The 22,323-nt window shown below is 42.5% G+C and carries 15 protein-coding genes; 7 read left to right on the top strand and 8 right to left on the bottom strand.

The features are described 5' to 3' along the window. Positions 1-72: 72 nt before the first annotated feature. The 3 genes from G3T18_RS04015 to G3T18_RS04005 form a co-directional block, all read right to left on the bottom strand. Entirely contained in the window at positions 73-1,623 is a 1,551-nt protein-coding gene (locus G3T18_RS04015) for a hypothetical protein (RefSeq protein ID WP_224409241.1), read from the bottom strand. A 217-nt stretch (positions 1,624-1,840) separates the two neighbouring features. After that, positions 1,841-2,713 (bottom strand): SDH family Clp fold serine proteinase, encoded by an 873-nt coding sequence (locus G3T18_RS04010; RefSeq protein ID WP_224409240.1) that lies wholly within the window; start codon positions 2,711-2,713, stop codon positions 1,841-1,843. A gap of 290 nt (positions 2,714-3,003) precedes the next feature. Then, positions 3,004-4,395 (bottom strand): malic enzyme-like NAD(P)-binding protein, encoded by a 1,392-nt coding sequence (locus G3T18_RS04005; protein ID WP_224409239.1) that lies wholly within the window; start codon positions 4,393-4,395, stop codon positions 3,004-3,006. A gap of 351 nt (positions 4,396-4,746) precedes the next feature. On the opposite strand from G3T18_RS04005, the gene G3T18_RS04000 reads away from it, so the two are divergent. The 7 genes from G3T18_RS04000 to G3T18_RS03970 all read left to right on the top strand — a co-directional run bounded on the left by G3T18_RS04000 (position 4,747) and on the right by G3T18_RS03970 (position 16,953). Next, complete coding sequence (locus G3T18_RS04000) at positions 4,747-6,429, top strand: mechanosensitive ion channel family protein (RefSeq protein WP_224409238.1); 1,683 nt, start codon at positions 4,747-4,749, stop codon at positions 6,427-6,429. A gap of 209 nt (positions 6,430-6,638) precedes the next feature. Then, positions 6,639-9,425, top strand: coding sequence for a tetratricopeptide repeat protein (locus G3T18_RS03995; RefSeq protein ID WP_224409237.1), 2,787 nt, complete (start codon positions 6,639-6,641; stop codon positions 9,423-9,425). Between the two features lie 8 nt (positions 9,426-9,433). Beyond that, positions 9,434-11,440: a WD40 repeat domain-containing protein gene (locus tag G3T18_RS03990; RefSeq protein WP_224409236.1), complete on the top strand. Its 2,007-nt coding sequence runs from the start codon at positions 9,434-9,436 to the stop codon at positions 11,438-11,440. A gap of 136 nt (positions 11,441-11,576) precedes the next feature. Further along, the gene (locus tag G3T18_RS03985; RefSeq protein ID WP_224409235.1) at positions 11,577-12,242 is read left to right on the top strand and encodes a DUF928 domain-containing protein; all 666 of its coding nucleotides are present in this window, start codon (positions 11,577-11,579) and stop codon (positions 12,240-12,242) included. 199 nt (positions 12,243-12,441) lie between these two features. After that, positions 12,442-13,191 carry a DUF928 domain-containing protein gene (locus G3T18_RS03980; protein WP_224409234.1) on the top strand — a complete coding sequence of 250 codons (750 nt, stop codon included), beginning with the start codon at positions 12,442-12,444 and terminating at the stop codon, positions 13,189-13,191. 103 nt (positions 13,192-13,294) lie between these two features. Further along, complete coding sequence (locus G3T18_RS03975; RefSeq protein ID WP_224409233.1) at positions 13,295-13,960, top strand: DUF928 domain-containing protein; 666 nt, start codon at positions 13,295-13,297, stop codon at positions 13,958-13,960. A gap of 164 nt (positions 13,961-14,124) precedes the next feature. Beyond that, positions 14,125-16,953 (top strand): CHAT domain-containing protein, encoded by a 2,829-nt coding sequence (locus G3T18_RS03970; protein ID WP_224409232.1) that lies wholly within the window; start codon positions 14,125-14,127, stop codon positions 16,951-16,953. 434 nt (positions 16,954-17,387) lie between these two features. Here the strand turns inward: G3T18_RS03970 and G3T18_RS03965 are convergent, their stop codons facing one another. The 5 genes from G3T18_RS03965 to G3T18_RS03945 form a co-directional block, all read right to left on the bottom strand. Continuing rightward, the gene (locus G3T18_RS03965; protein WP_224409231.1) at positions 17,388-18,365 is read right to left on the bottom strand and encodes a PhoH family protein; all 978 of its coding nucleotides are present in this window, start codon (positions 18,363-18,365) and stop codon (positions 17,388-17,390) included. Between the two features lie 93 nt (positions 18,366-18,458). Further along, entirely contained in the window at positions 18,459-18,911 is a 453-nt protein-coding gene (locus tag G3T18_RS03960) for a KH domain-containing protein (protein ID WP_224409230.1), read from the bottom strand. Then, positions 18,901-19,152 (bottom strand): 30S ribosomal protein S16, encoded by a 252-nt coding sequence (gene rpsP / locus G3T18_RS03955; protein WP_224409229.1) that lies wholly within the window; start codon positions 19,150-19,152, stop codon positions 18,901-18,903. Before rpsP ends, G3T18_RS03960 begins: the two co-directional genes overlap by 11 nt. Before the next feature lie 184 nt (positions 19,153-19,336). Continuing rightward, positions 19,337-20,794 (bottom strand): signal recognition particle protein, encoded by a 1,458-nt coding sequence (gene ffh / locus G3T18_RS03950; RefSeq protein WP_224409228.1) that lies wholly within the window; start codon positions 20,792-20,794, stop codon positions 19,337-19,339. A gap of 300 nt (positions 20,795-21,094) precedes the next feature. Then, positions 21,095-22,237, bottom strand: coding sequence for a SpoIID/LytB domain-containing protein (locus G3T18_RS03945; RefSeq protein ID WP_224409227.1), 1,143 nt, complete (start codon positions 22,235-22,237; stop codon positions 21,095-21,097). Positions 22,238-22,323: the final 86 nt, after the last annotated feature.

The raw sequence follows: 22,323 nt of genomic DNA, 5'->3' as shown, positions 1-22,323 counted from the left end.
CTTCTGGCTTGAGTCCCCGTCACGGCAACTCAACCGATCTCTAGTCTATCAAAATAAAGGACAAATTGACGACTAGGGGCGATCGCTGAGTAATCTTGTCTCGTGATACTGTTGGCGAGCTTTTTCCCGCAAAGCCCTAGTTTGATCGAGGATTTGTTCGATGTCTTCTTGAGACAAACGTTCGACGTAGTTAATTTTGACTTCTTCAATTAAGGCATCTAGCAAATATTGAGTTCTCTGTAAAGTATCTTGAGCTTGAAGTTCGCTTCCTAATGTTTGACCCAGATTTTCTAACAAGCGCGACATTAATTCGTCATTAACTGGATCTTCTTTGGTCGCATTTTTGAGATTATCGTAAATAATTTGATAAATTTGAGGAACTAATTGCGCGACTAATCTATTTTCTATATCCTCAACTCCTGGTAATTGTTGAATTGCTTGATAAGCAGGAAAATCATGAATTGTTTTATCGATATTATGCTGTAATAAAGCTTCTAAATCTGGTCTGACTTTCGGGATGACTTCATCTACCATTAGTTTAGTCATCAACTTAGTTAATTCTGCTGTTTCATTAACATCATTAAGGTCTATATAAGGCTTCACTCTGCTACTTTGCAGGAGATTAGTAATTTCTCCATCGCGAATTGCGGCTTGAAATTGATTTAATACCCGAATAATTACTACTTCGGTTACATCTTCAGCAATTCCAGCGACAAATCCTTGACTTGCCTGTTTTTGAATTTTGTCAAGATTAATTAAATTAGCTTGATTTAAACGAATTGTTACGGGAATAATCCGCAGCAAACGTAAATATCTCGCTAAATCTTGAAAAGGAATAAAAATTGGCAACCAGAAGAAGAAATCATACCAGCGCCAGAGCATTGCATCGAACCAACTTATTCCATGATGGCGGCGACTTATAAACCAGGTCCGCGCCAAAAATTCCACAAAAAAAAGTGCTTCAAAGGGAAAATCAAATAAACCAAAATTGTCTACAAACTCGCCATTTTCACCAATAGGACGATAATAATTGATGGCAAATAAAGGGCGAATTTCTTCATTGAAAAAAGCCAAGGCTTCGGTAAAACCTTGCTCTGCTAAATATTCTTGACTCCAAAAAACACGAAAAGCCTCTTTCGCTGACTCTTCTTCGAGATGCTCGCGCATTTCATTTTTAATTTTTTCCAAAGTGCCAGTTTTATTAGCAATTTGGAAAGGATTGGTTTCAATTATGTCTATACTACGCTGGCGCAATTCCGCAAGAATTACCTCTACTTCCGGCGATCGCAGACTGGTAGCAATAACTTGATCTTCTAATTCTTCAACTACTTCTAGATACTGCTCTGTATCGCGATAAGGTTCGATTCCCTTTACCCAATCATACCAGTTTGTTACTGGCGGGAGCGGAACTTCAACCGGAATTCCTTCAGTTTCCCACGGACCAACTTGAAAGCTAAAAAGCTGAATTCTGCCTTGAAGCCAAAAATTTCGTAAGGGAAGATAAGTAACGTCAAATAATACTACTAGATAATTAATTGTCGCAATTATTGCCATTGCTCTTTCAAACCACAAGTTACGGCGGGCTTCTCGCCTATTTTTTGATAATTTCTGTGCGCTTGTCATTTTCTTTGGTTTTGGTTGATGGCAATAGTATGGCTCTCAAAGCAGTATTTGTGCAATTATTAGGGATTGAGGATTGGGTGTAGTTACCAGTTATCAGTAGAGAGTAGAGATTGGAGACAAGCAAGCAAGAGGGGGAAAAGGGAAAGGATAAAAAGGATAAACTGTTCACTGTTTACTGTTCACTGTTCACTGCTAACTGAACCCAGTCCCCAAATCCTTATTCTTGCGGTCTACCTTTGCTTTCTGGTAAAGCTGGATAAGGTTTGTAGGGCATAGGAATATATTGTACAGAGGGACGACCACCTTGGGGTTGGGGATATAAATCCATCAGTTGATAAATGATTTTGGGTAAACCGACGGTGACGGGTAAACCTAATTCGGTAGCTTCTTCTACAGCGATCGGACAATCGTGGGTAATTTTACCACTGGTGAGGGTATCGACGATTTTCTCAATATCTTCTGGGGCGACTTTTTGCTCCGGAATGTCGTCTTTAAGTAAGGTTCGGACAAAACGTTGCACTTGATTCATGGCTTTTTTCGATAAATCTGCCATAATCAGCGTTTCGTCGTCGATTTTCTCAATTGGCTTTTCGGTCACTACTTGCAAAATGCTAGCTGCTGGCATATTACCAAGTTGGGGATCGACTGGTCCTAAGACTGCATTTGCATCCATGACGATCTCATCTGCTGCTAAGGCGAGCATTGTACCGCCACTCATGGCGTAGTGAGGTACAAAGACAGTTACTTTGGAGGGATGACGAATTAATGCCCTAGCAATTTGTTCGGTGGCTAATACCAGTCCTCCTGGGGTATGGAGAATTAAGTCGATGGGGACGTTATCTGGAGTAAGGCGAATTGCTCGTAATACTTGTTCTGAGTCTTCGATAGAAATGTAGCGCGAGAGGGGAATTCCGAGCAAGCTAATTGATTCTTGGCGGTGAATGAGCAAGATTACACGGCTTTTGCGTTCCTGCTCGAATTCTTGGATTGTTTTGACTCGACGATATTCGAGTTGACGACGCTGCCACCAAGGTTGCAGGGAAGAGAAGATGAGAAACACCCAAAATAAATCGAAAAAGTTAAAGTTCATGTTTAAGAAGCTGGAAATAACAGCATTTTTTCTTATTTTTTCGGGTTTTGGTTTGGTTTAGCTCTATCTGGGGACTGGGAATTGGGAAGAGGGGGTTTTCAGTGAGCAGTGAACAGTTATCAGTTATCAGTTATCAGTTATCAGTTACCAGTAGATATTGGAGACAAAAAGCAATTAGCGAATAAACTGTTAACTGTTCCCTATTCACTGCTCACTGTTCACTGTTCACTGATAACTGATAACTGAACCCAGTCCCCAATCACCAGTCCCCAGTCCCCAGTCCCTAATCCCTAAAGTCGGGCTACTCCGTCTTGACGGGCGGCTTTTTGGACGGCTCCGGAGACGGCGGTAACCACTCGTTCGTCAAAGACGGAGGGGATAATATGTTCGGGTTCGAGTTGGTGGGGAGAAATTAATGAGGCGATCGCGGCTGCTGCTTCTAAATACATATTGGTGGTAATGGCGGCGGCGCGACAGTCGAGTGCGCCACGAAATACGCCGGGAAAGGCGAGGACGTTGTTGATTTGGTTGGGATAGTCGCTGCGTCCGGTGGCAATAACTGCTACGTCGTCGTAAACTAATTCTGGTTGAATTTCGGGGATTGGGTTTGCCATTGCCATGACGATGCGATCGCTAGCCATCGATTTCACCATTTCTGGGGTGACTACTCCGGGAACGCTGACACCAATAAAGATATCTGAGTTTTTCATGGCATCGGCGAGGGAACCACTTTCTGCAACGGCAAATTCTTGTTTCTGGGCGTTGAGATCGTTTCGGGCGGTGGAAAGGATGCCTTTTGAGTCGCACATCAAAATGGTGGTTGCGCCTGCTTTGCGGAGGAGGTGGGCGATCGCGACTCCGGCGGCTCCGGCTCCGTTAATTACAATTCGCACCTCTTCTAGGCTTTTTTTGACCAGTTTCAGGGCGTTATATAAGGCGGCTAAAGTGACGATCGCGGTTCCGTGTTGATCGTCGTGAAAGATGGGAATGTTGGTTTCTTGTCGCAGTTTTTGTTCGATTTCAAAGCAGCGTGGGGCGCTGATATCTTCGAGGTTGACACCGCCAAAGACTGGGGCGAGATTTTTCACGGTTTCGACGATTGTCTCGGTGTCTTGGGTGGCTAAACAGATGGGAAAGGCATCGATACCAGCAAATTCTTTAAAGAGCATAGCTTTACCTTCCATGACTGGTAAAGCTGCTTCGGGTCCGAGATTACCTAATCCGAGGATTGCGCTACCATCAGTAACGATCGCGACGGTGTTACTTTTCATCGTCAGCGAGTAAACTTTTTCGGGATCTTCGGCGATCGCTTTACAAATTCGTCCTACTCCTGGAGTATATGCCATTGCGAGGTCGGATTGGGCGGTTAGGGGGATCCGACTCTGGATGTGAATTTTGCCACCGCGATGAAGATCGAAGGTGCGATCGGACACTTTGACGATTTGCACGTCTGGTAAACTTTTCAAGGCGGCAACAATTTGTTCGGCGTGTTCGGTACTTGCTGCGTCAACGGTAATTTCACGCAAGTAGGTTTTCCTGGTTTGTTCGATCAGTAATACTTGTCCTAAGTTACCGCCCACATCGGCGATCGCTTGGGCTACACTGGCTAACATCCCGGCTCGATTGGGATATGTTAGGCGAATCGTTAAACTGAAGCTTGGATTTGGTGTTAGTTTGACCATTAGGGAGAAATAAGTTCGCTTTCGATTCTCGCTATTTTACGCTGCAAGTTTCGGTTGTAGCTAGGTTCCCAAGCTTTATTTTAGAAAGTTAATCGGTTTTGTTCGTCTTACTTTTGTTTGTGCTTGAATCTCCCCTAGCAAGTTACTCTCGAACCAGCTTTTTGGCGATCGCCTGGATTTTGCTTAGACGATCGCCATTGGTATGCTCTCTCGAGCGATCTATTTCACTCTCCTTATCGCTATTTTAATTATTTTAAATAACTTTATATTGAATTTATCCCCTTTGATTTATAATAGCCTTATACTTTTATTTGCCAATATTTTTGAGTTTATTTATCGGAGCTAATGCCCATGTCTCCACTAATTAGTAACGGGTTGCTTATTCTTAGTGAGATTGCTGTTTTAGTCATTTTATTTTACCTCCTTAATTTGACTAATAAATCGGTCGTCAAGCAATTGTTGAAATCTCAATATTTCTCCCAGGAACAGAAAGATAATTTCATTAAAATTAGACAAAATTTAAGTCGATTATTTTTATTTGCAGAGGTAGTTTTAATTATTTTCGTCCTAGCTGTAGACGCCTGGCTAATTTACCAACAAAAAGACTTAACCAAAACTACTTTCAAAATTATTAGTTCAGTTCCACGCAGTTTTTGGCTGAATTTAGGTCTGGCTCTCCTGAAAACTTTAGGAGTAATTTTCTTAGGTTATTTTGCCTTAAAATGGCTGCACAAATATTTGCAAAAAGCAAGCGATTATGTAAAAAATAAGAAATTAATTGCAGCCAACGACGAACAAATAGATGAATTTTTTCAGGTTCTCGATCGTAGCTTAATTAACGGTTTGCGGTTAGGTATTGTCGCTTTATGTCTGAGCTTTTTTAACTTGCCCGAAACTATTTATGAAAGTTTATGGTTAGTAATTAAACTGTATTTAATAATTTCCATCGGTTTAGTGATTGCTAAAACTTCAGCCGCGATTGTTAATACAATTGATTCTTCTGGCTATAAACTAGCCACAGAAGCCAAAAATGCTAAAACAGTTTTACGATTTTATCATAACTTTCGTTCTTTGATTCCTTTCGCTCAGACTTGTTTAAAATATGCTATTTACATTGGCACAGCTATTTTAGCTTTCCAACAAGTAGAATGGCTGAACTTTTTAATTGGTTATGGTCAGGCAGCATTGAGAATCGTTTCGATTGTTTTCGTTACCAAAATTGCTGTTAAAGTTGCTGATTTATTTATAGAATATATCTTACTTCAAGGTGATGATAACGAAGAAAAATATCGCCGCAGTTTAACCTTTGTTCCCTTAGGACAAAATTTCTGTAACTACTTTATTTATTTTTGGTCAGGATTTATTATCTTGCGCACAATTGATATGGACCCAACTCCCGTCCTTGCAGGTGCAGGAATTGTCGGTTTAGCTGTGGGTTTAGGCGCCCAAAACGTAATTGACGATGTGGTTAATGGGATTTCAATTTTGTTTCAAAACTATTATATAATTGGAGACTACATTCAAACAGATGATGGCGAAGGTGTAGTCGCCGAAGGGATAGTAGAAGCAATTGATTTAAGAACAACTCGTATTCGTGCTTTAACTGGTCAAGTTTATATCCTGCGGAATGGTAGTATTAACAAAATTGTCAACTATTCTAAGGATTATGTTTATGCAGTTGTCGAAGTGAGCGTGGATGCAGATGCTAACCTCGATCGCATTTATGCAATTCTTAGTGAAGTAGGGAAAAAAATTAAACAACAAAATAGTAATGTACTTAATGCTACTCGTATAGATGGTTTAGAAAATCTTGATAGCGAGGAGTTATTAATCAGTACATCAACCAAAGTGAAACCAGGAAAGCATATAGCAGTCCAGCGTCAACTGCGAAAAATGATTCGAGAGGCTTTGAATCAGGCAGATTTATCAAGCGAAACAGAGGTAAAAGAAAGCGATATTTCTTTGCCAGAAGTAAAGACAGATAAAGAAGAAAAAAGTCAAAGTCCTTTCAGTTTAGGGAAAAAACGCGATTAGAGACAGGGAACTGCTGAGAAGTGATTTGCAGAAACAAACCGCCAGCAAAATTGCTCGAAAAACTCATTTTCGCAGTTAGTGGCGAAAATGAGTAATCAGGGTGAAATTATGAAAAATAACAAATAAATATTGAGTAAGTTTCCCTAGATTTCAACTAAGGGCTAGAAGTAGTTATCTTAGTAGAAGTAATCCCTAGACAAAATCGCTCAATGGACATGAAACTGAATTTTCATCCTGGACAACATACTTCCGAAAATCCAGGTGTAGGGACAAAAGTAGATTTCGAGCGATCGCTGAAGCGATACGCAAAAGCACTCTCAAATCTGGAAAAAGCCTTGGAACCAGCATTAGAAGAGATTCTCGAAGTTTTTCTCGCCAGAGATGAGGTAGAACGCGATCGCACCTCAGAAGTAGAATCAAAAGGAAACGCGATCGCTAAATTAATTGAACTAGATCTTCGTTTAAAAGCTCAAAGTGATAAACTCGCAGAATACGAAAATTTAGCCGAATGGAAAGAAAATTTGAATATTCCCGCCGCTCATTGGTGGTGGAATTTAAATAATGCGCAAACTTCCTTGCTAAAACAAGCTTTAAATGCTTATCAACACGCTTTAAGCAAAACCAAACAATATCCAGAGAGAATTCCCACCGAAAAATTACTTGACGTTCTCCTCAGTCGCGATCGCCTCGAAGAAGTTCTTAACGAACAAAAACCAGAACGAAGCAAAATTGCCGAAATCATTACCTTAGACGAACAACTAAAAGCCTTGGGAGTAGCCCTGACACGCGATCGCCGCTTAGAAGACTGGAAACACCACCTCAAACCACCAAACTCCTCCTGGTGGTGGGATTTCACCAACCCCTTACCCTTACTGCGTCAAACCATCGAACAATACGAAAAAGCGATCGCTACCGTCGAGTCTAACCAACCTCCCGAATGTCCCCAACTCTTAGAAATGCTGCAAGCTAGAGATGCAGTAGAAAAAGCCAAAAAAGGTAACAGTGTTTTACCAATCGAAGATATTGTCACCATAATTCGCCTCGATAATCGCTTAAAAAAACAAGCAAACGCGATCGCTGTCAGCAAAATGCTAACAGAATGGAAACAAGGTTTAGAAATTCCCAGTAGTTATTGGTGGTGGGAACTCACAGATCCCAAACCCCTTCCCAACCAAGCGATCGACCGTTACGAAAAAGCGTTAGTTAAACTCGAAGAACCACCCCAACCTTCCTCAGCCGAACTCTTAGAAGTTCTCCTCGCTAGAGATGCCGTCGAAGTCGCCGAAAGCGGTCAAAAACAACCCCCAATGGAACGACTCGCCAAAATTATCGCCCTCGACGATCGCTTACGCAAACAAGCCAAAGTTATCGCTGACGATAATCTCTTAGACGAGTGGAAAGCAAGCTTAAAACCAGCAGATAACTGGTGGTGGCGCTTAACTGACGAACGCTCTCCAATCGAGCAAGCGCTCGAACGCTACGAAAAAGCGCTTATCGCCTTAGAAGAAACCCGCAACCCTGCTTGGGATTTAGTTTTAGAAGTATTACTCGCTCGCGATGAAGTTGAAGAAGTAGATAAAACCTCTGCTCCAGAAAAATCAGTGCGTCAGATCGTCGAATTAGATCGACGACTGAAAAAACAACGTTTTGTCATTGCTCGCGGCAATCAACTCGCTGCATGGCGTAATAGTTTAAAAGGAGAAGACGCAAACTGGTGGTGGCATCTCAAACCCACTTTAGTTGGTGGCGACGACGAACCAGTTTCCTTGTTTGACTGGGTATGGACTGCGGCTGCGGTAGGTTTTCTCGGCGCTGCGGCTGCCTTTATGACTACCACCACCCAAACATTTTTTCAGCAAGTTGAAGGCGTTCCTGCCGCCGATGCGTTGCAAAATGGCGCTTTAATTGCTCAGGGAGCAGCACTTTTAGCCGGGGCTGGCGGTGCATTGACGAAAAACGGACAAAAAACCATTGAAAACGTTTTAGCATCCTTACGCTTACCTCCCCAATGGAACTCGCGAGCTGCCTTTGGCTTTTCTTGCTTAGTATTTTTAGGTGCTTATAGCATCAACGACAATTTACCCAAACTGGGAAAATGGTATCAATACCGAGGCAATCATTTAGTCAGACAAGGAGAACTATTACAAGCACTAGAAAACTACCGTCAAGCGAGTAAATTTCTCGAAACCGCAGAAGCAGAAGCCGAATTAAGTCTCGCTGTGGGTAAAGTTTACGAACAACTCGGACAGTTAGACAAAGCCCAAATCGAGTACGAAAAAGGCTTAGAAGCAGAAAACACCGAATCAATTATTCGTTTAGGTCGAGTTATCTTGTTACAAGGTTTACAGCAAGTTAACTGGACGGGCAAAATGGAAAGCGTCGAACAGTTACGACAAGCAGAAATTTATTTGGAACTAGCCTGGAATCGACTGCGAACTTTAGGCGAAAACGAAGCAAACCAAATTTCTGTACCAGCTCAGCGACAACTACTCAAAGAAGTTTCTCTCAACTACGGCTTACTTTACTGGGCGCAAGTAGATTTTGAAAGTCCCTATGAAGAACCGGAAAACTTATTAATTCAATCCGAACAAGCAAGTGAAAATCCCGACCCCAGAGTTCCTTACTTAGTTTTCCGAGCTTATGAATCTTTTCGACGCGCGGCTCAATATGAAGAAAATTTACCGGCAACCGCCGATGGAGGTAAAGCAAAATGTTACTTAGAATTAGCAGGCTACGTGCAAGAAAAATTGAACGGACAAACACGACTTTATGCTCATACACCTCCCTATCGAGCCTGTTACGATCGCCTGATCGCTCAACCAGGATACGATCTCTATGATGGCGCCTTGGTTTGGCATACGATTAATAGCGACATTCCAGCAATTAAAGCAGAAATTAATGAATCAGAAGAACAAGAAAATGAGGATCTAGCAATTACTCAGTTACCAGAACCAGCGCAAGTGCAAGTCCAAGCAACCGAGTCAGCGAGTGAGTAAATAAAAATATGAGTAACATCAAGTCAATTGCTGAACCTGTGCGGGAAAAATCTGTAAGTATAGCCGGATTTTTATTAGCGATCGCTATTTTAAGCGGATTATTTGTGGCGATCGCCTCGCGCTCGAAAAGGACAAATCCAATTACCCCAGACATTCTTGACGATTTGGTGGAAGTTAGCGATTTATTCCTCAAACATGACGACGATATTTTGGATCTCGCTTTTAGTCCCGACGGTCAAACTCTTGCTACTATCAGCGACGATATCACCGTAAAACAGTGGCATCTGGATCTCGATTCTGCTCAACTTCTGGAAAAACATTATGATGAAGTTTGGTCAGTAGTTTACAGTCCCGACGGTCAAACTCTTGCTAGTGTAACTGGCAATTTTACCATCACTCTTTGGGACGTTCAAACCAGAGCAAAAATTACCGACCTGCAAGGACATCAAGAAGAAGTTCTTTCCCTAGCTTTTAGTCCTGATGGCAAAACTTTAGCCAGTGGTAGTGTCGATGGGACAATTAAAATTTGGGATCTAGAAACTAGTCAAGCCAAAACCATTGAAACCGGAGGTTTAGTTTATAGCATTGCTTTTAGTCCCGACGGTCAAATAATTGCTAGTAGCAGTACCGACAATAACCTGATTAAATTGTGGAATGTCGCCGAAGCTACACTCGCCACCACTTTAGAAGGTCATGATTATTGGGTGAGAACTCTAGCTTTTAGTCCCGACGGTCAAACTTTAGCTAGTGCTAGCGAACAAGGATTTATTAAACTGTGGGATACTCAAGCAGGTGGAGAAATTTCCTTACCGATTGAAGGTCATTACAATCCTGTCGGTTCAATAGATTTTAGTCCCGACGGTAAAACCTTAGCTAGTGCTAGCGAAGACAATACAATCCGACTTTGGAATCTCGAAAACGGGAAACTGATTAAAACCCTCGAAGGACATTACGGTTCGGTATTTGCAGTTAGATATAGTCCCGATGGTACAACCTTAGCCAGTGCAAGCGACGATCGCACGATCAAGCTTTGGAATGTAGCCGATGGTAGCGAAAAATTTACCCTGCGTAAAGACGAACCTACAGGGGGAATTGCCGAAGTGCGATCGCTGGCTTTTAGCCCTGATGGGCAAATTCTTGCTAGTGGTGGCGATGATTATACAGTAAACTTTTGGAATATAAAAACAGCCCAAGAAGAAAAACCGCAACTGCAACCCGAAGGACTAATAGAATTTAGTTCCGTTGCTTACAGTCCCGATGGTACTCGTTTAGCTACAGTCAGTACCAACCAAACAATTAAAATTTGGGATCTCCAAGCAGAAGAAACCGAACCAAAAGAAATAATTACTCACGAAGCTGATGTGACAACAATTGCCTTTAGTCCCGACGGACATTGGCTAGCCCGTGGTAATAACAATGGTGGAATTAAAATCTGGGATCTTCGGGAAGGAAAAGAAAGCGAAATCCCGATTGAAGGACATTCTCTCGGTATTCGCTCCCTAGAATTTAGCCCCGATAGTAAACTTTTAGCCAGTGGCAGTGCAGATGCGATCGTTAAGTTATGGAAAGTCTCAGATGGTTCCTTAAATCGCAGTCTGGAAGAACATTTTGACTCAGTATTAGATGTTACTTTCAGTCCTGATGGTAAAACCCTCGCTAGCAGTAGTTTTGATCTCACAATCAAACTATGGAACTTACAAAATAACTCACCACCCCTGACCCTGGAAACAAATCCTCAGCAAGGAGGACATAATCAGCCTGTTTACTCGATCGCCTTTAGCCCCAATGGCAAACTTTTAGCTAGCGGCAGCTACGACCATACAATTAAACTCTGGAATTTACCAAATGGGGAACTTTTACGCACCTTAATCGGTCATGCTGCTCCAGTAAGATCCGTTCAGTTTAGTCCTGATGGAGAAATGTTAGCTAGTGGTAGCTACGACCATACGATTAAACTCTGGCGTACAATTCCTACTCCTTGGTGGCTCTTAGTTCCTAAGAAAAAGGCATCTTAGGATCGCAAACAGATAAAGACTACTTAAACAAATACGCTCTTGAGATAATTGCTCGAAATCCGGAGAATTCAATTGTTATTTTGGATTAATAATTAATTCTCATCAAAATTACCAATGCAAGGAGCGAACAAAAGACATGACTAATTTGACTGGTAAGTTAGTATCTTTAAGTTTACTAGCAGGTATACAACTTACTGCCTTGATTAGCGAACAACCTTTCACCTTAGCCCAAGCCTTTAAACCTTCTCGTAATGCAGCAATCCCTGCACGTCGGCGACTTCCTCCTCCTCGTGCGAGTGGCGATTGTGCTCTTGGAGACCTGAAACTCACACCTTTAGTTCCAGGGCGAGATTTTGGTATGCCTTTAACTGCTTCGGCAAATCCAGCTTTTTATATATATGTACCCCAATCAACGGCTTCTCGCTTCGAGTTTGCTTTGTTTGATGGTCGAACCGAAGTGTATAGCCTAGAATTACCAGCAACCTCCCAAGCAGGTATTTTGCGTCTTCCCTTACCGGAAACAGTTTCTCTCGAAGCTGGGGAAGTAAATGGTCAACCAAAAGTTTATCAATGGTTCTTTAGTATAGTTTGTGACGAGGACGATCGCTCTGCCGATTTGCGCGCTAATGGTTGGGTTCACCGTGTTGCCGATATTGCTCCCGCAACTCAAACAGCGACAGATTTTGCCGAGCTTGGTTTGTGGTACGATGCTTTGGATGCAGCTTATGCCGAACAATCTGCTCCGGTATTGCTTAATTCGGTTGGTTTAGAGCAATTTAGTGCCATTCCTTTAGTTGAATAATTTTTTGTGAGACAACCAGATTTGATTACAGACTGCCAAAGCAGTCTCAGTCACTAATTTGATTTAAGCTGAAACTTGTTCGGGAAAATTGATGACAGAGGTTTGACAATTTCCAACTTCAATTTAATTCTTCTTCTCCCGTCATACTTCCCCCTCACGACAAATATCTTATTGACAAGCTAAGGAGCAAGGAAAAATAATGAGCTACACGCTGGGTAAGTCGATCGAGTGGATCTTTGTTAGTTGTCTGTTATGCTTACAAGTTACTGTAAATGTAAGTTTTTCTAGACAAGCACAAGCCCAAAGCGAAGCAGATTTTCTTCTTGCTCAAACTTTTAAACCATCTGGTATTCCTGTACCTGCTCGTTTACCTTTTCCGCCTCCTCGCGCCCGTTTACCGAGAAGTATTTTTCGGCTCAGACGACCTCGGACTCCGCAAACAAGAATGAGTTGTGTAGTGGGAGAAACTAGTTTAGTTGCTTTAATTCCTAATTCAGAGTTTGGTTTGCCTCTGACAGTTTCCGCTCATCCTAGTTTTTTTGTGTACGTGCCGCGCACAAATGCTTCTAAGTTCGAGTTTACTTTGTATGACGATCGCCGCGAACTTTATAAGCTGCAACTGCAACCAACTGCTCAACCTGGTATTTTGCGGCTTCAGGTTCCCCCAACAGTCTCTTTGCAAGCAGGGAAAGTTAACGGGAAACCGAAAATTTATCAATGGTTTTTAACCGTAGTTTGCGACGAGAGCGATCGCGCCCAAGATTTATTTGTTGGTGGTTGGGTTCACCGTAGTGCAGATGTTCATCCTCGTGGCAGAACAGCCGTAGATTTTGCTAATGTAGGCATTTGGTATGATGCTTTAGCTGCGGCTTATCGCGAAGGTACAGCCTCCAAGCTTTTAGATGAGGTGGGGCTAGAACGATTTCAACGAGTTCCTTTGTTAAATTAACTCTAGTTGAAAGTGGCGATTGGTGTGGTAGCGCCAGCGTCTCTGGAAATTATCTATCTGAATCTTTACATTTATTCTTTTTACCTAATTTAAGGAGTAAAAAATGCCATACTCACGCACTCAGTTAATATCTTTGACTTGTATTTTGGGCTTGGAAATTACTGTATTGGTTGGTAAGCCATCTTTCACTCTGGCTCAAGCTTTTAAACCGTCGGGTATTCCCGTACCTCCCCGGAGAGTGTTTTTACCTCCCCGTGGAGATTTTGGCGAGTGTTTTCCGGCGGAAACTGAACTCACTCCTTTAATTCCTGGGACAAACTTTGGTATGCCTGTAACCGCTTCTGCTCATCCTACCTTTTTTGTTTATGTCCCCGAAACTAATGCTTCTTATTTAGAGTTTGCTTTGTATGATAGTGGCAAGGAAGTTTATTTCACAGAATTAGAGCCAAATTCTCAAGCTGGTATTTTGCGTCTGCCAATTCCCGAAACTGTCTCTCTGGAAACTAGACAGCTTAATGGTGAACCAAAAGTTTATGAATGGACTTTGACTTTAGTTTGCGATCCTGCTGATGCAACGAAAGATGTTTCTGTGAGTGGTTGGGTTCACCGCCTCCCGAATATTAATCCAGACGGAAAAACGGCGGCTGATTTTGCCGATTTAGGTGTCTGGTATGATGCTTTGGATGCCGCTTATGCCGAACAGACAGCGCCAATACTTTTAGATTCGGTTGGCTTGGAAGAATTTACTCAAGTTCCGTTATTGGAATAATTATTTTCTTGACTCAGTTGGAGATAGCGATTTCGGTGAAGTTCTTTTGCTCGAAATTAGACGTTGCCGCTTGTAGAAGTTAAAAAAGAGAATGTAGAGGTAATTTAGCCTCGCTCAATATTTTCTTCAGAACTATTCTCTGTTAATTTTGAGAGAGCCAACTGATGTCACAAGTTAATAAAATTAAGAGTGTCTTGTTTTCTAAGCGTCGCTTCACTCTAGCGTATCGCCAGGTCGGCGCAGCCATCGCTACTTTCTTAGTCCTCGGTTTAGGACAATCGAGTGCGCTAAAACAGTCTGTCCAAGCGGCGGAAAATTATCGTACCTTTGCGGAATGGTGTCAAAATCGATCTCGCCTTTCTGAGAGTGCCAAACAAACTGTCGATGTTCTTTTACAATATGTGGGGACGACTGATTGCGATGCTGCACAAGAATTACTTTCGGCTAATCCAAGTTTAAGTTTAACTCAGCCTCCGATTACCGATTTAAGTCCTTTTGGGAGTTTAACTCATTTAACTAATCTAACTTTAGTTGGGACTCAGGTAACAGATGTTACTCCTCTGGCAAATCTGACTAACCTGACTTATCTTGTCCTGGGTTTTAATCAAATTAACGATGTCACGCCCTTGGCTAAGCTCACCGATCTCACTTATTTAAGCTTAACAGGCAATCAAATTACTGAGATCGATTCGCTGGGAACTCTGACAAAACTCCGAAATTTAACTCTCTTACAAAATCCGATTCAGTCGAAAGTTTGTCCCCTACAACCTGCAAATAAGTGTATTTTTGATAATGCGGGACAAGACCTTTACGTGCAAGCGGAAAAACAGTTTCAAGAGGGAAATTTCCAAACCGCACTTAACAGTTATAATCAAGTTCTCGAAGTTTATCAGCGAGAAAGCGATCGCCTCAAGGAAGGTGATACTCTCAACCGCATTGGCGATACTTATGTTAACCTGAGTAATTATCCTCAAGCTTTAGAAACTTACAAACAAGCTTTAGCGCTACGTCGCGAGTTAGGGGATTTACCAGGAGTTAGTGTTACGCTCACAGGATTAGCTGCTGCTTACGAACGTTTGGGAAGGTATCCAAAAGCTTTAGCTGCACTAGAAGAAGCTTTAGCGATCGTTCGGGAACAAGATGAGAATTTTCAACTACGTTTAGATGAAGCCGCAGGCGGTTTTTGGGAGTTACCGAAAGAACAAGCGACTTTGTTGAATAACCTTGCTTTGGTTCATAATCGACTCGGACAGCACGAAAAGGCTTTAAAATCTGCTGAAGAAGCTTTAGCAACATTTCGCTTGATTCCTGAAGCTTATGGAACTAATACCAAGCGCTATGGTGAAGCGATAAGTTTAAATACCCTCGGTGTCACTTATGCTGAACTAGGACAAACGGAAAAAGCCCTCGCAGTTTTGCAACAAGCCTTAACTATTGCCAGAGAAATCGGCGATCGCGCGACGGAAGCCCAAATTCTCAACCATATTGGCGAAGTTCTCTCCAAAACAGGTCAGCAATCTGAAGCTATTTCTATTTTTCAACAAGCTTTAGCTATTCGTCAAGAAGTTGGCGATCGCGCCGGAATTGGTGCAACTTTAAATAATATCGGTGTTGCTTATCTCAAATCTCAACAATATTCTCAAGCAGAAACACAACTTTTTGCCGCAGTTGAAGCTTGGGAATCTCTTCGTCCCGGTTTAACTGATGAAAATAAAGTTTCTCTTGCAGAAAGACAAAATCAAACTTATAGCTACCTCCAAGAAACACTGATCGCGCAAAATAAAATTGAAGCAGCTTTAGAAATCGCCGAACGAGGACGAGCCAGAGCTTTTATTGAATTACTCGCTGCTAACTTTGCCGAAAATCCGCCCGATATTAACCCGCCAAACATTCAAAAAATCAAACAAATTGCTCAAGAACAAAACGCAACTTTAGTTCAATACTCCCTAGTCAACGATAACATTTATACTTGGGTAATTCAACCAACAGGAGAAGTCGCTTTTCGGAATGTAGAAGTTTCCTCTCTCCTAGAAAATCAAACTTTAGCTCAGTTAGTTAAAAACACTCGCGATGGCTTATTTATCCCTCCTTTCTATCCAGGGGAAGAACTCCAAAAACTACATCAAATCTTGATCGATCCGATCGCCGATTTGCTTCCCCAAGACGAAAATAAAAGAATTGTTTTCATTCCCCAAAAAGAATTATTCTTAGTTCCCTTTGTCGCCCTTTTAGATGAAAATGAACAATATTTAGTTCAGAAGCATACCTTGCTAACTGCTCCGGCAATTCAAGTTCTCGACTTAACTCGTCAACAACGAGAAAGAAACAAACAAACTAATCCTCAACACTCATTAATTGTTGGTTTTCCTCGCGATCCCGGGGCGATAAACGACCTAATTTTAGGCAATCCAGAAATGCCTAAAAATCCCGAAACAGGCGAAACTTTGATGCCTTTAAAAGGTGCAGAAGCGGAAGCACAACAAATAGCTGAATTTCTGAATACCGACCCTATCTTAGGAGTTGAAGCCACAAAAAACAAGGTTTTACAGTCAATTGAAGCTTCGCGAATTGTTCATATTGCTACGCATGGTTTGCTAGAAGATGTGGTCGGGTTAGGAGTACCGGGGGCTTTAGCACTTGCACCTTCTTCCGAAGATCGTGGCTTCTTAACTTCTAGCGAAATTTTGGACTTAAATTTGAATGCTGAATTAGTTGTTTTAAGTGCTTGCGATACTGGTCAAGGAGACATAAAAAGTGATGGAGTAATTGGTTTATCTCGTTCGTTTATTGCCGCAGGAACGCCGAGTATTATTGTTACTTTGTGGAAAATTCCTGACGATGCTACAGCCTTTTTAATGAATGAGTTTTATCAACAACTTGATAGCACTGGCGATAAAGCTGTGGCTCTCCGACAAGCAATGTTAGCAACAATGGAACAGTTTCCCGATCCGGAAAATTGGGCTGCTCCAACGTTAATTGGTGAAGCTGAATAAAGCTAATTATTATTTGGTAGAGATGAAGTTTGGCTGCGTCTCTACCAATAGCTTGAGCTAAAATTAGGGCAAAATAATCTTTGCAGTTGAGATAAAAAGCATACCCTTCCAAAGCTAATAAAAATAGCTGAAGAAGAACGAAAAAGAAAAAATTAGTAGAGTATCATTCGCTTTTATTCAATGACTAAGTATTAATTTTTTACTCATTTAAGACCAGCAAACACAGTATCAGTCTAAGTTTCAACTTGTTTGTCAGTTCGTCAATACAACTTGATTCACTTGGTTACAAAAACTGTAACCGCAACCTAGCAGCGAGAAAAGAGCTTTATGATAATAGCTAAGTAATGGTTCCTTCTGTTCGTCAGCCGTGGTATTTGCGTCCCACGGTTTTTTATTGATTCTTGAGAGACTTGACAAATTATTAAAACTATGAATTACTTACTCGAACTTTGATTTTTTTGTTCGTGTAGTTCGTAAGCAGCAACAATTTTTTGTACCAAAGGATGACGCACGACATCGGCGGAAGTTAGTTCGCAAAAAGCAAGTCCCTCAACTGATTTGAGGATATTAGTGGCGACGACTAATCCTGATGCTTGATAACTAGGTAAATCGGTTTGGGTAATATCGCCTGTAACTACCATGCGAGAACGAAAACCTAAGCGAGTCAAGACCATTTTTATTTGCGCTGGAGTGGTATTTTGGGCTTCATCAACAATTACGAAAGCATTGTTAAGAGTACGTCCGCGCATATAGGCTAAAGGCGCGATTTCGATTTTACCTCTTTCCATGAGGTCGGGGATTTTTTCGGGGTCAATAAACTCAAATAAAGCATCATACAAAGGACGTAAAAAAGGATTTACTTTTTGTTGTAAATCGCCGGGGAGAAAGCCAAGTTTTTCTCCAGCTTCGACGGCGGGGCGAGTGAGAATGAGGCGATCGCATTCATCATTAAGCAACGCTTGCACAGCTAAAACTGCGGCTAAAAAGGTTTTCCCCGTACCTGCGGGTCCGGTACAAAAGGTAACATCATGAGTTAGAATCGCTTGCACGTACTGGCGCTGGTTACGAGTTTTCGCCCGAATCACCTCACCTCGACGAGTGCGGGCTAGCTCATTTTGCTGGAGATGGCGATAAGCTTCGGTTTGCCCAGTATCAAGAGCCTGAAAAGCTGTGGTAATCTCAGGTTGAGAAATATTTTGAGCCTCGCGCCAATAAGGTTCGAGTAAACCAATTACCGCCGCACACCTTTCTACCGCTTTCCCTTGACCGTAGATATGCAGATCGTAACCTCGCAGCACCAGTTTCGTTCCCGTATGCCGAGAGAGAATTTGCAGGTTTTCCTCTCGATCTCCGGCTAAAGCGATCGCACTTTCGTTACTTGGTAGCTGAATAATTTGGGATGCCTCGGTCATCCGATTAAATATTTTAATGATGGTGAATTTAGGATTAAAGACGTAACTCATTAGTCACTAGCCACAAAAGCATGACTAATGACCAACGATTACTTATTCAGAACGCGATCGCGGAGAAGGTTTCGGCGGCGATGGACGAGAACGAGAGGAGCGTTTTTTACCCCCTCCTTTTGCCCCAGAATCATTACTCGCGCGATGGTTTTGCCGACGCACTTGTGGTGTATCGCCGCTTTGGTTGCTGCCACTACCGCGCCCATCGCCATAAATTTCTAAGTAAACAGATTGACCTGCGGTTTGGGCTGCCGCATTCAAAACTGTCGAAATTGCTTGCAAGTTACGTCCACCGCGACCAACTACTCGTCCTTTCTCTGCATCGTCAAATGCTACCCGAATCCAGACTCGGCGGTTATTATTTGACTCTTCCAAATCTATACTCAAGGTTTCTGGTGCATCTAAAAGCGGTGACAGCAAAAAGCGAACTAACTTAGTGTAGTCAGGACTCTTCTCATTAGTTTCGGTAGACGAAGATTGTTGCTCAGGAAGCATTGACTTGTTCAAATACTTGGGCTTTTTGCAATATTTGGCGTACAGTATCCGTAGGTTGCGCTCCGTCTTGCAGGCGCTTGACGATCGCTGGTACGTTTAATCTAGTTTCGTCGGTACGCGGATTATAGAAGCCTAATTCTTCTAAAGGACTACCATCTCGACGAGCGCGGCTATCGATCGCGACAATTCGATAGCTGACTTCTCTTTTCTTTCCAAATCTCTTTAAACGCAGTTTGACCATATTTATTTCACTTCTAACTTGCTTGATTTTGACATTCCCAGGAGCTATTGCTGAGGGAATTCTTTCTCGATCGACCCTTGTCTAGGCGATCGGAAATTGATAATGACTACAAACCTATTAAACTACCATAGCAAAAGTCAATTAGCAAATCGCTAAGGGTTCGATCGCCAATCAGGAAAAACTTCTACAAGTTCCCAAAACCTTTCTTTTTCTTCTTTTTGGTCTTTTTCTTCTTAGAACCACCGGAATAACCGCGAAATCCAGGTCGAGCATTTCCCATACCGCCCATTGGGTTCATTCCCGCCATTGGGTTCATTCCACCCATTCCCGGCATTGCAGGCATTCCACCTTGACCCATTTGCTGCATCATCGATCGCATTCGGGTAAAGTCGCTCACCAGCTTAGTAACATCATTTTCCTTGAATCCGGAACCTTTAGCAATCCGACGACGGCGAGAAGGAGATTTAGCCAGTAATTCTGGATTTCCTCGTTCTTCCTTCGTCATCGAGTTAATCATCGCTTCGGTGCGCTTAAGCTGAACTTCGCCTTTTTCCAAGTCGCCACTACTCAGCTTACCCATTCCCGGAATTAACTTGAGGATACCGCCCAAGGAACCCATATTTTTCAGCAGACGCATTTGCTTGAGGAAATCATTAAAGTCAAAGCGCGCTTCGACGATTTTTGACTGCATTTCCTCAACATCAGCCAAATCGATTTCCTCTTGGGCTTTTTCCACCAAAGTCAGGACATCACCCATATTGAGGATACGCGATGCCATGCGATCGGGATAAAACGGTTGTAGCGCCTCAACTTTTTCCCCAACACCGACAAACTTAATCGGTTTCCCAGAAACACCGCGCACCGACAAAGCTGCACCACCGCGAGTATCGCCGTCTAACTTGGTTAAAATTGCCCCAGTAATGCCTATTTGGTCGTGGAAGGTCAAAGTTAGATTAGCTGCTTCTTGACCTGTCATTGCGTCCACGACTAACAAAGTTTCGTCAGGTTGGACAGTTTCCTTAATTTGGGCGAGTTCGCCCATCATCTCTTGGTCGATTTGTAAGCGTCCGGCAGTATCGATAATTACCGTGTCTACGCCCATTTCCTGAGCCTTGGCGACACCTTGACGAGCAATTTCGACCGGATTAACATCGGTTCCTAATTCAAACACAGGAACGTCAATTTGTTGTCCCAGAGTGACTAATTGGTCAATAGCTGCTGGTCGATATACGTCTGTTGCGACCATTAAACAACTACGATTTTGCTTCCGCAAATGCAGGGAAAGCTTTGCTGTAGCGGTAGTTTTACCAGTACCCTGCAAACCAGCCATCAAAACTACAGTCGGCGGTTTATCCGCTTTCGCCAGGGGAACATTACTTTCCCCCATCACCTCAACTAACTCATCGTAGACAATTTTGATAAATTGTTGAGCAGGACTAACTCCAGAGATTACCTCTGCACCTTGAGCTTTTGCTTCAACATCACTAATAAAATCTTTAACAACTTGGAGGTTAACATCTGCGGACAGAAGTGCGCGACGAACCTCTTTTAAAGCGTCTTGAATATTCGATTGAGAGATTTTATCCTGACCGCGTAATTTTTTCCAGGCATCTTCTAAGCGTTCAGATAAGGCATCAAACATAAAGCAATTCGTAAGTAGATATTATTTCTTTTCTTAATCAAACTCCTTTCAGGATAGCGCTTTTTAGGGATTGGGGACTAGGGACTGGGGATTGGGAGAGGGGGAAGACAAGGGGGACTTCAGTGAATAGTGAACAGTGAACAGTGAACAGTTAGTGGTGGAAACTGGGAGACAAGGAGGAATTGGTAACTGGTAACTGCTAACTGATATATAACTGATAACTGCTAACTGCTAACTGCTAACTGCTAACTGCTAACTGTTAACTGAAAACTGTTCACTGTTCACTGAAAACCCCAATCCCTAATTTAATTTGGCGAGGATGGTATTTTGATAGTAGTGGCTTAAGATTTGCTGATAGCCAAGTCCTTGCTGGGCGAGGTTTTTTGCTCCCCATTGGCTGAGTCCGACACCATGACCGAAACCGCGACCGGAAATTTGGAAATTGCTACCATTTGAGGATACTGTAAAGAGGGTACTGCGTAAGCCGAGGGCTTGGCGAATCTCGGAACCACTCAGGATTTTTGTAGCGCGATCGCCGATTACTTTCATCGTAACTACTCTCCCTCTGGGCGTTGTTCGTTCGGCTGTTATCGCTTTCACTGTTCCTACTCCGCCTAATTTTTGACCTAATTCACTTGCAGAAAAGCTTTTTGTCCATTGGTAGACGGGTGCTTGTTGGTCATAATCTACCACACCCCGCAGATAAGGTAAGGGATTTGACCAAATATCTTCAACATTCTCTGTATGACCCCCAGAAGACGAATGAAAGACAGCGAGGATGATTTTACCGTTGTAAGTCAAAATTTCGCCTGCGGTAGCGTTGACGGCTTGATGAGTGCTGCTATATTCGCTTTCTAAACCTTTATATACTTGGGTAGCGGTAGTTGTATCGAGGTCATATAAGTTACTCTTAGATTCAGCACGTTTATAAAGAGCATAGGTGCGGGCTGCAACTGCTTGCGCTTTCAAAGCTTCCAGATGCCAAGAAGGAATTGCTTCTGCACCAACTACACTATAGAGATATTCTTCTAAATCGACGCGATCGATCGCTAATAATTTATTCCCATTACGCACGAGATGAACTGCACCGCGATACCAGCGATCGCCAATCCAAATATAACCATCGCCGCTTGGTTCTACCCACAATTGACCGGAACGCCAGTTTCCTAATGCTACTCCACTACCTTCTGGTTGAGCCATAAACGCACTCATAGCAGCGATTTCGCCCACTTTTCGACCGGCGCTGTCTTTAACTACTGCTGTGGTGGAACTACCGATTTTCAACTGACTGGGAGTATCTTTAATCGCAATACGCAACTCTACCGCTTGTCCGGGGAGAACCAAAAACAGCCAAAATAAAAAGGAAAGCCACCAGTAGCGTTGCTGCGAAAACACATTTTGGAGTGCAGAGAAACGAGAAATAGAGAGATTTTGCTCCGACATCGATTTAATTTCCTTAAATTCTGCGTTTAGTTAAATAGCGATCGCTGAGTGTTTTGATTTATTCGCCAGTAAAATTGTTTCACAAA

Source organism: Oscillatoria salina IIICB1, from assembly GCF_020144665.1.
In the GTDB taxonomy this organism is placed as follows: domain Bacteria; phylum Cyanobacteriota; class Cyanobacteriia; order Cyanobacteriales; family SIO1D9; genus IIICB1.
This window is presented reverse-complemented; position numbering and strand designations above follow the sequence as displayed.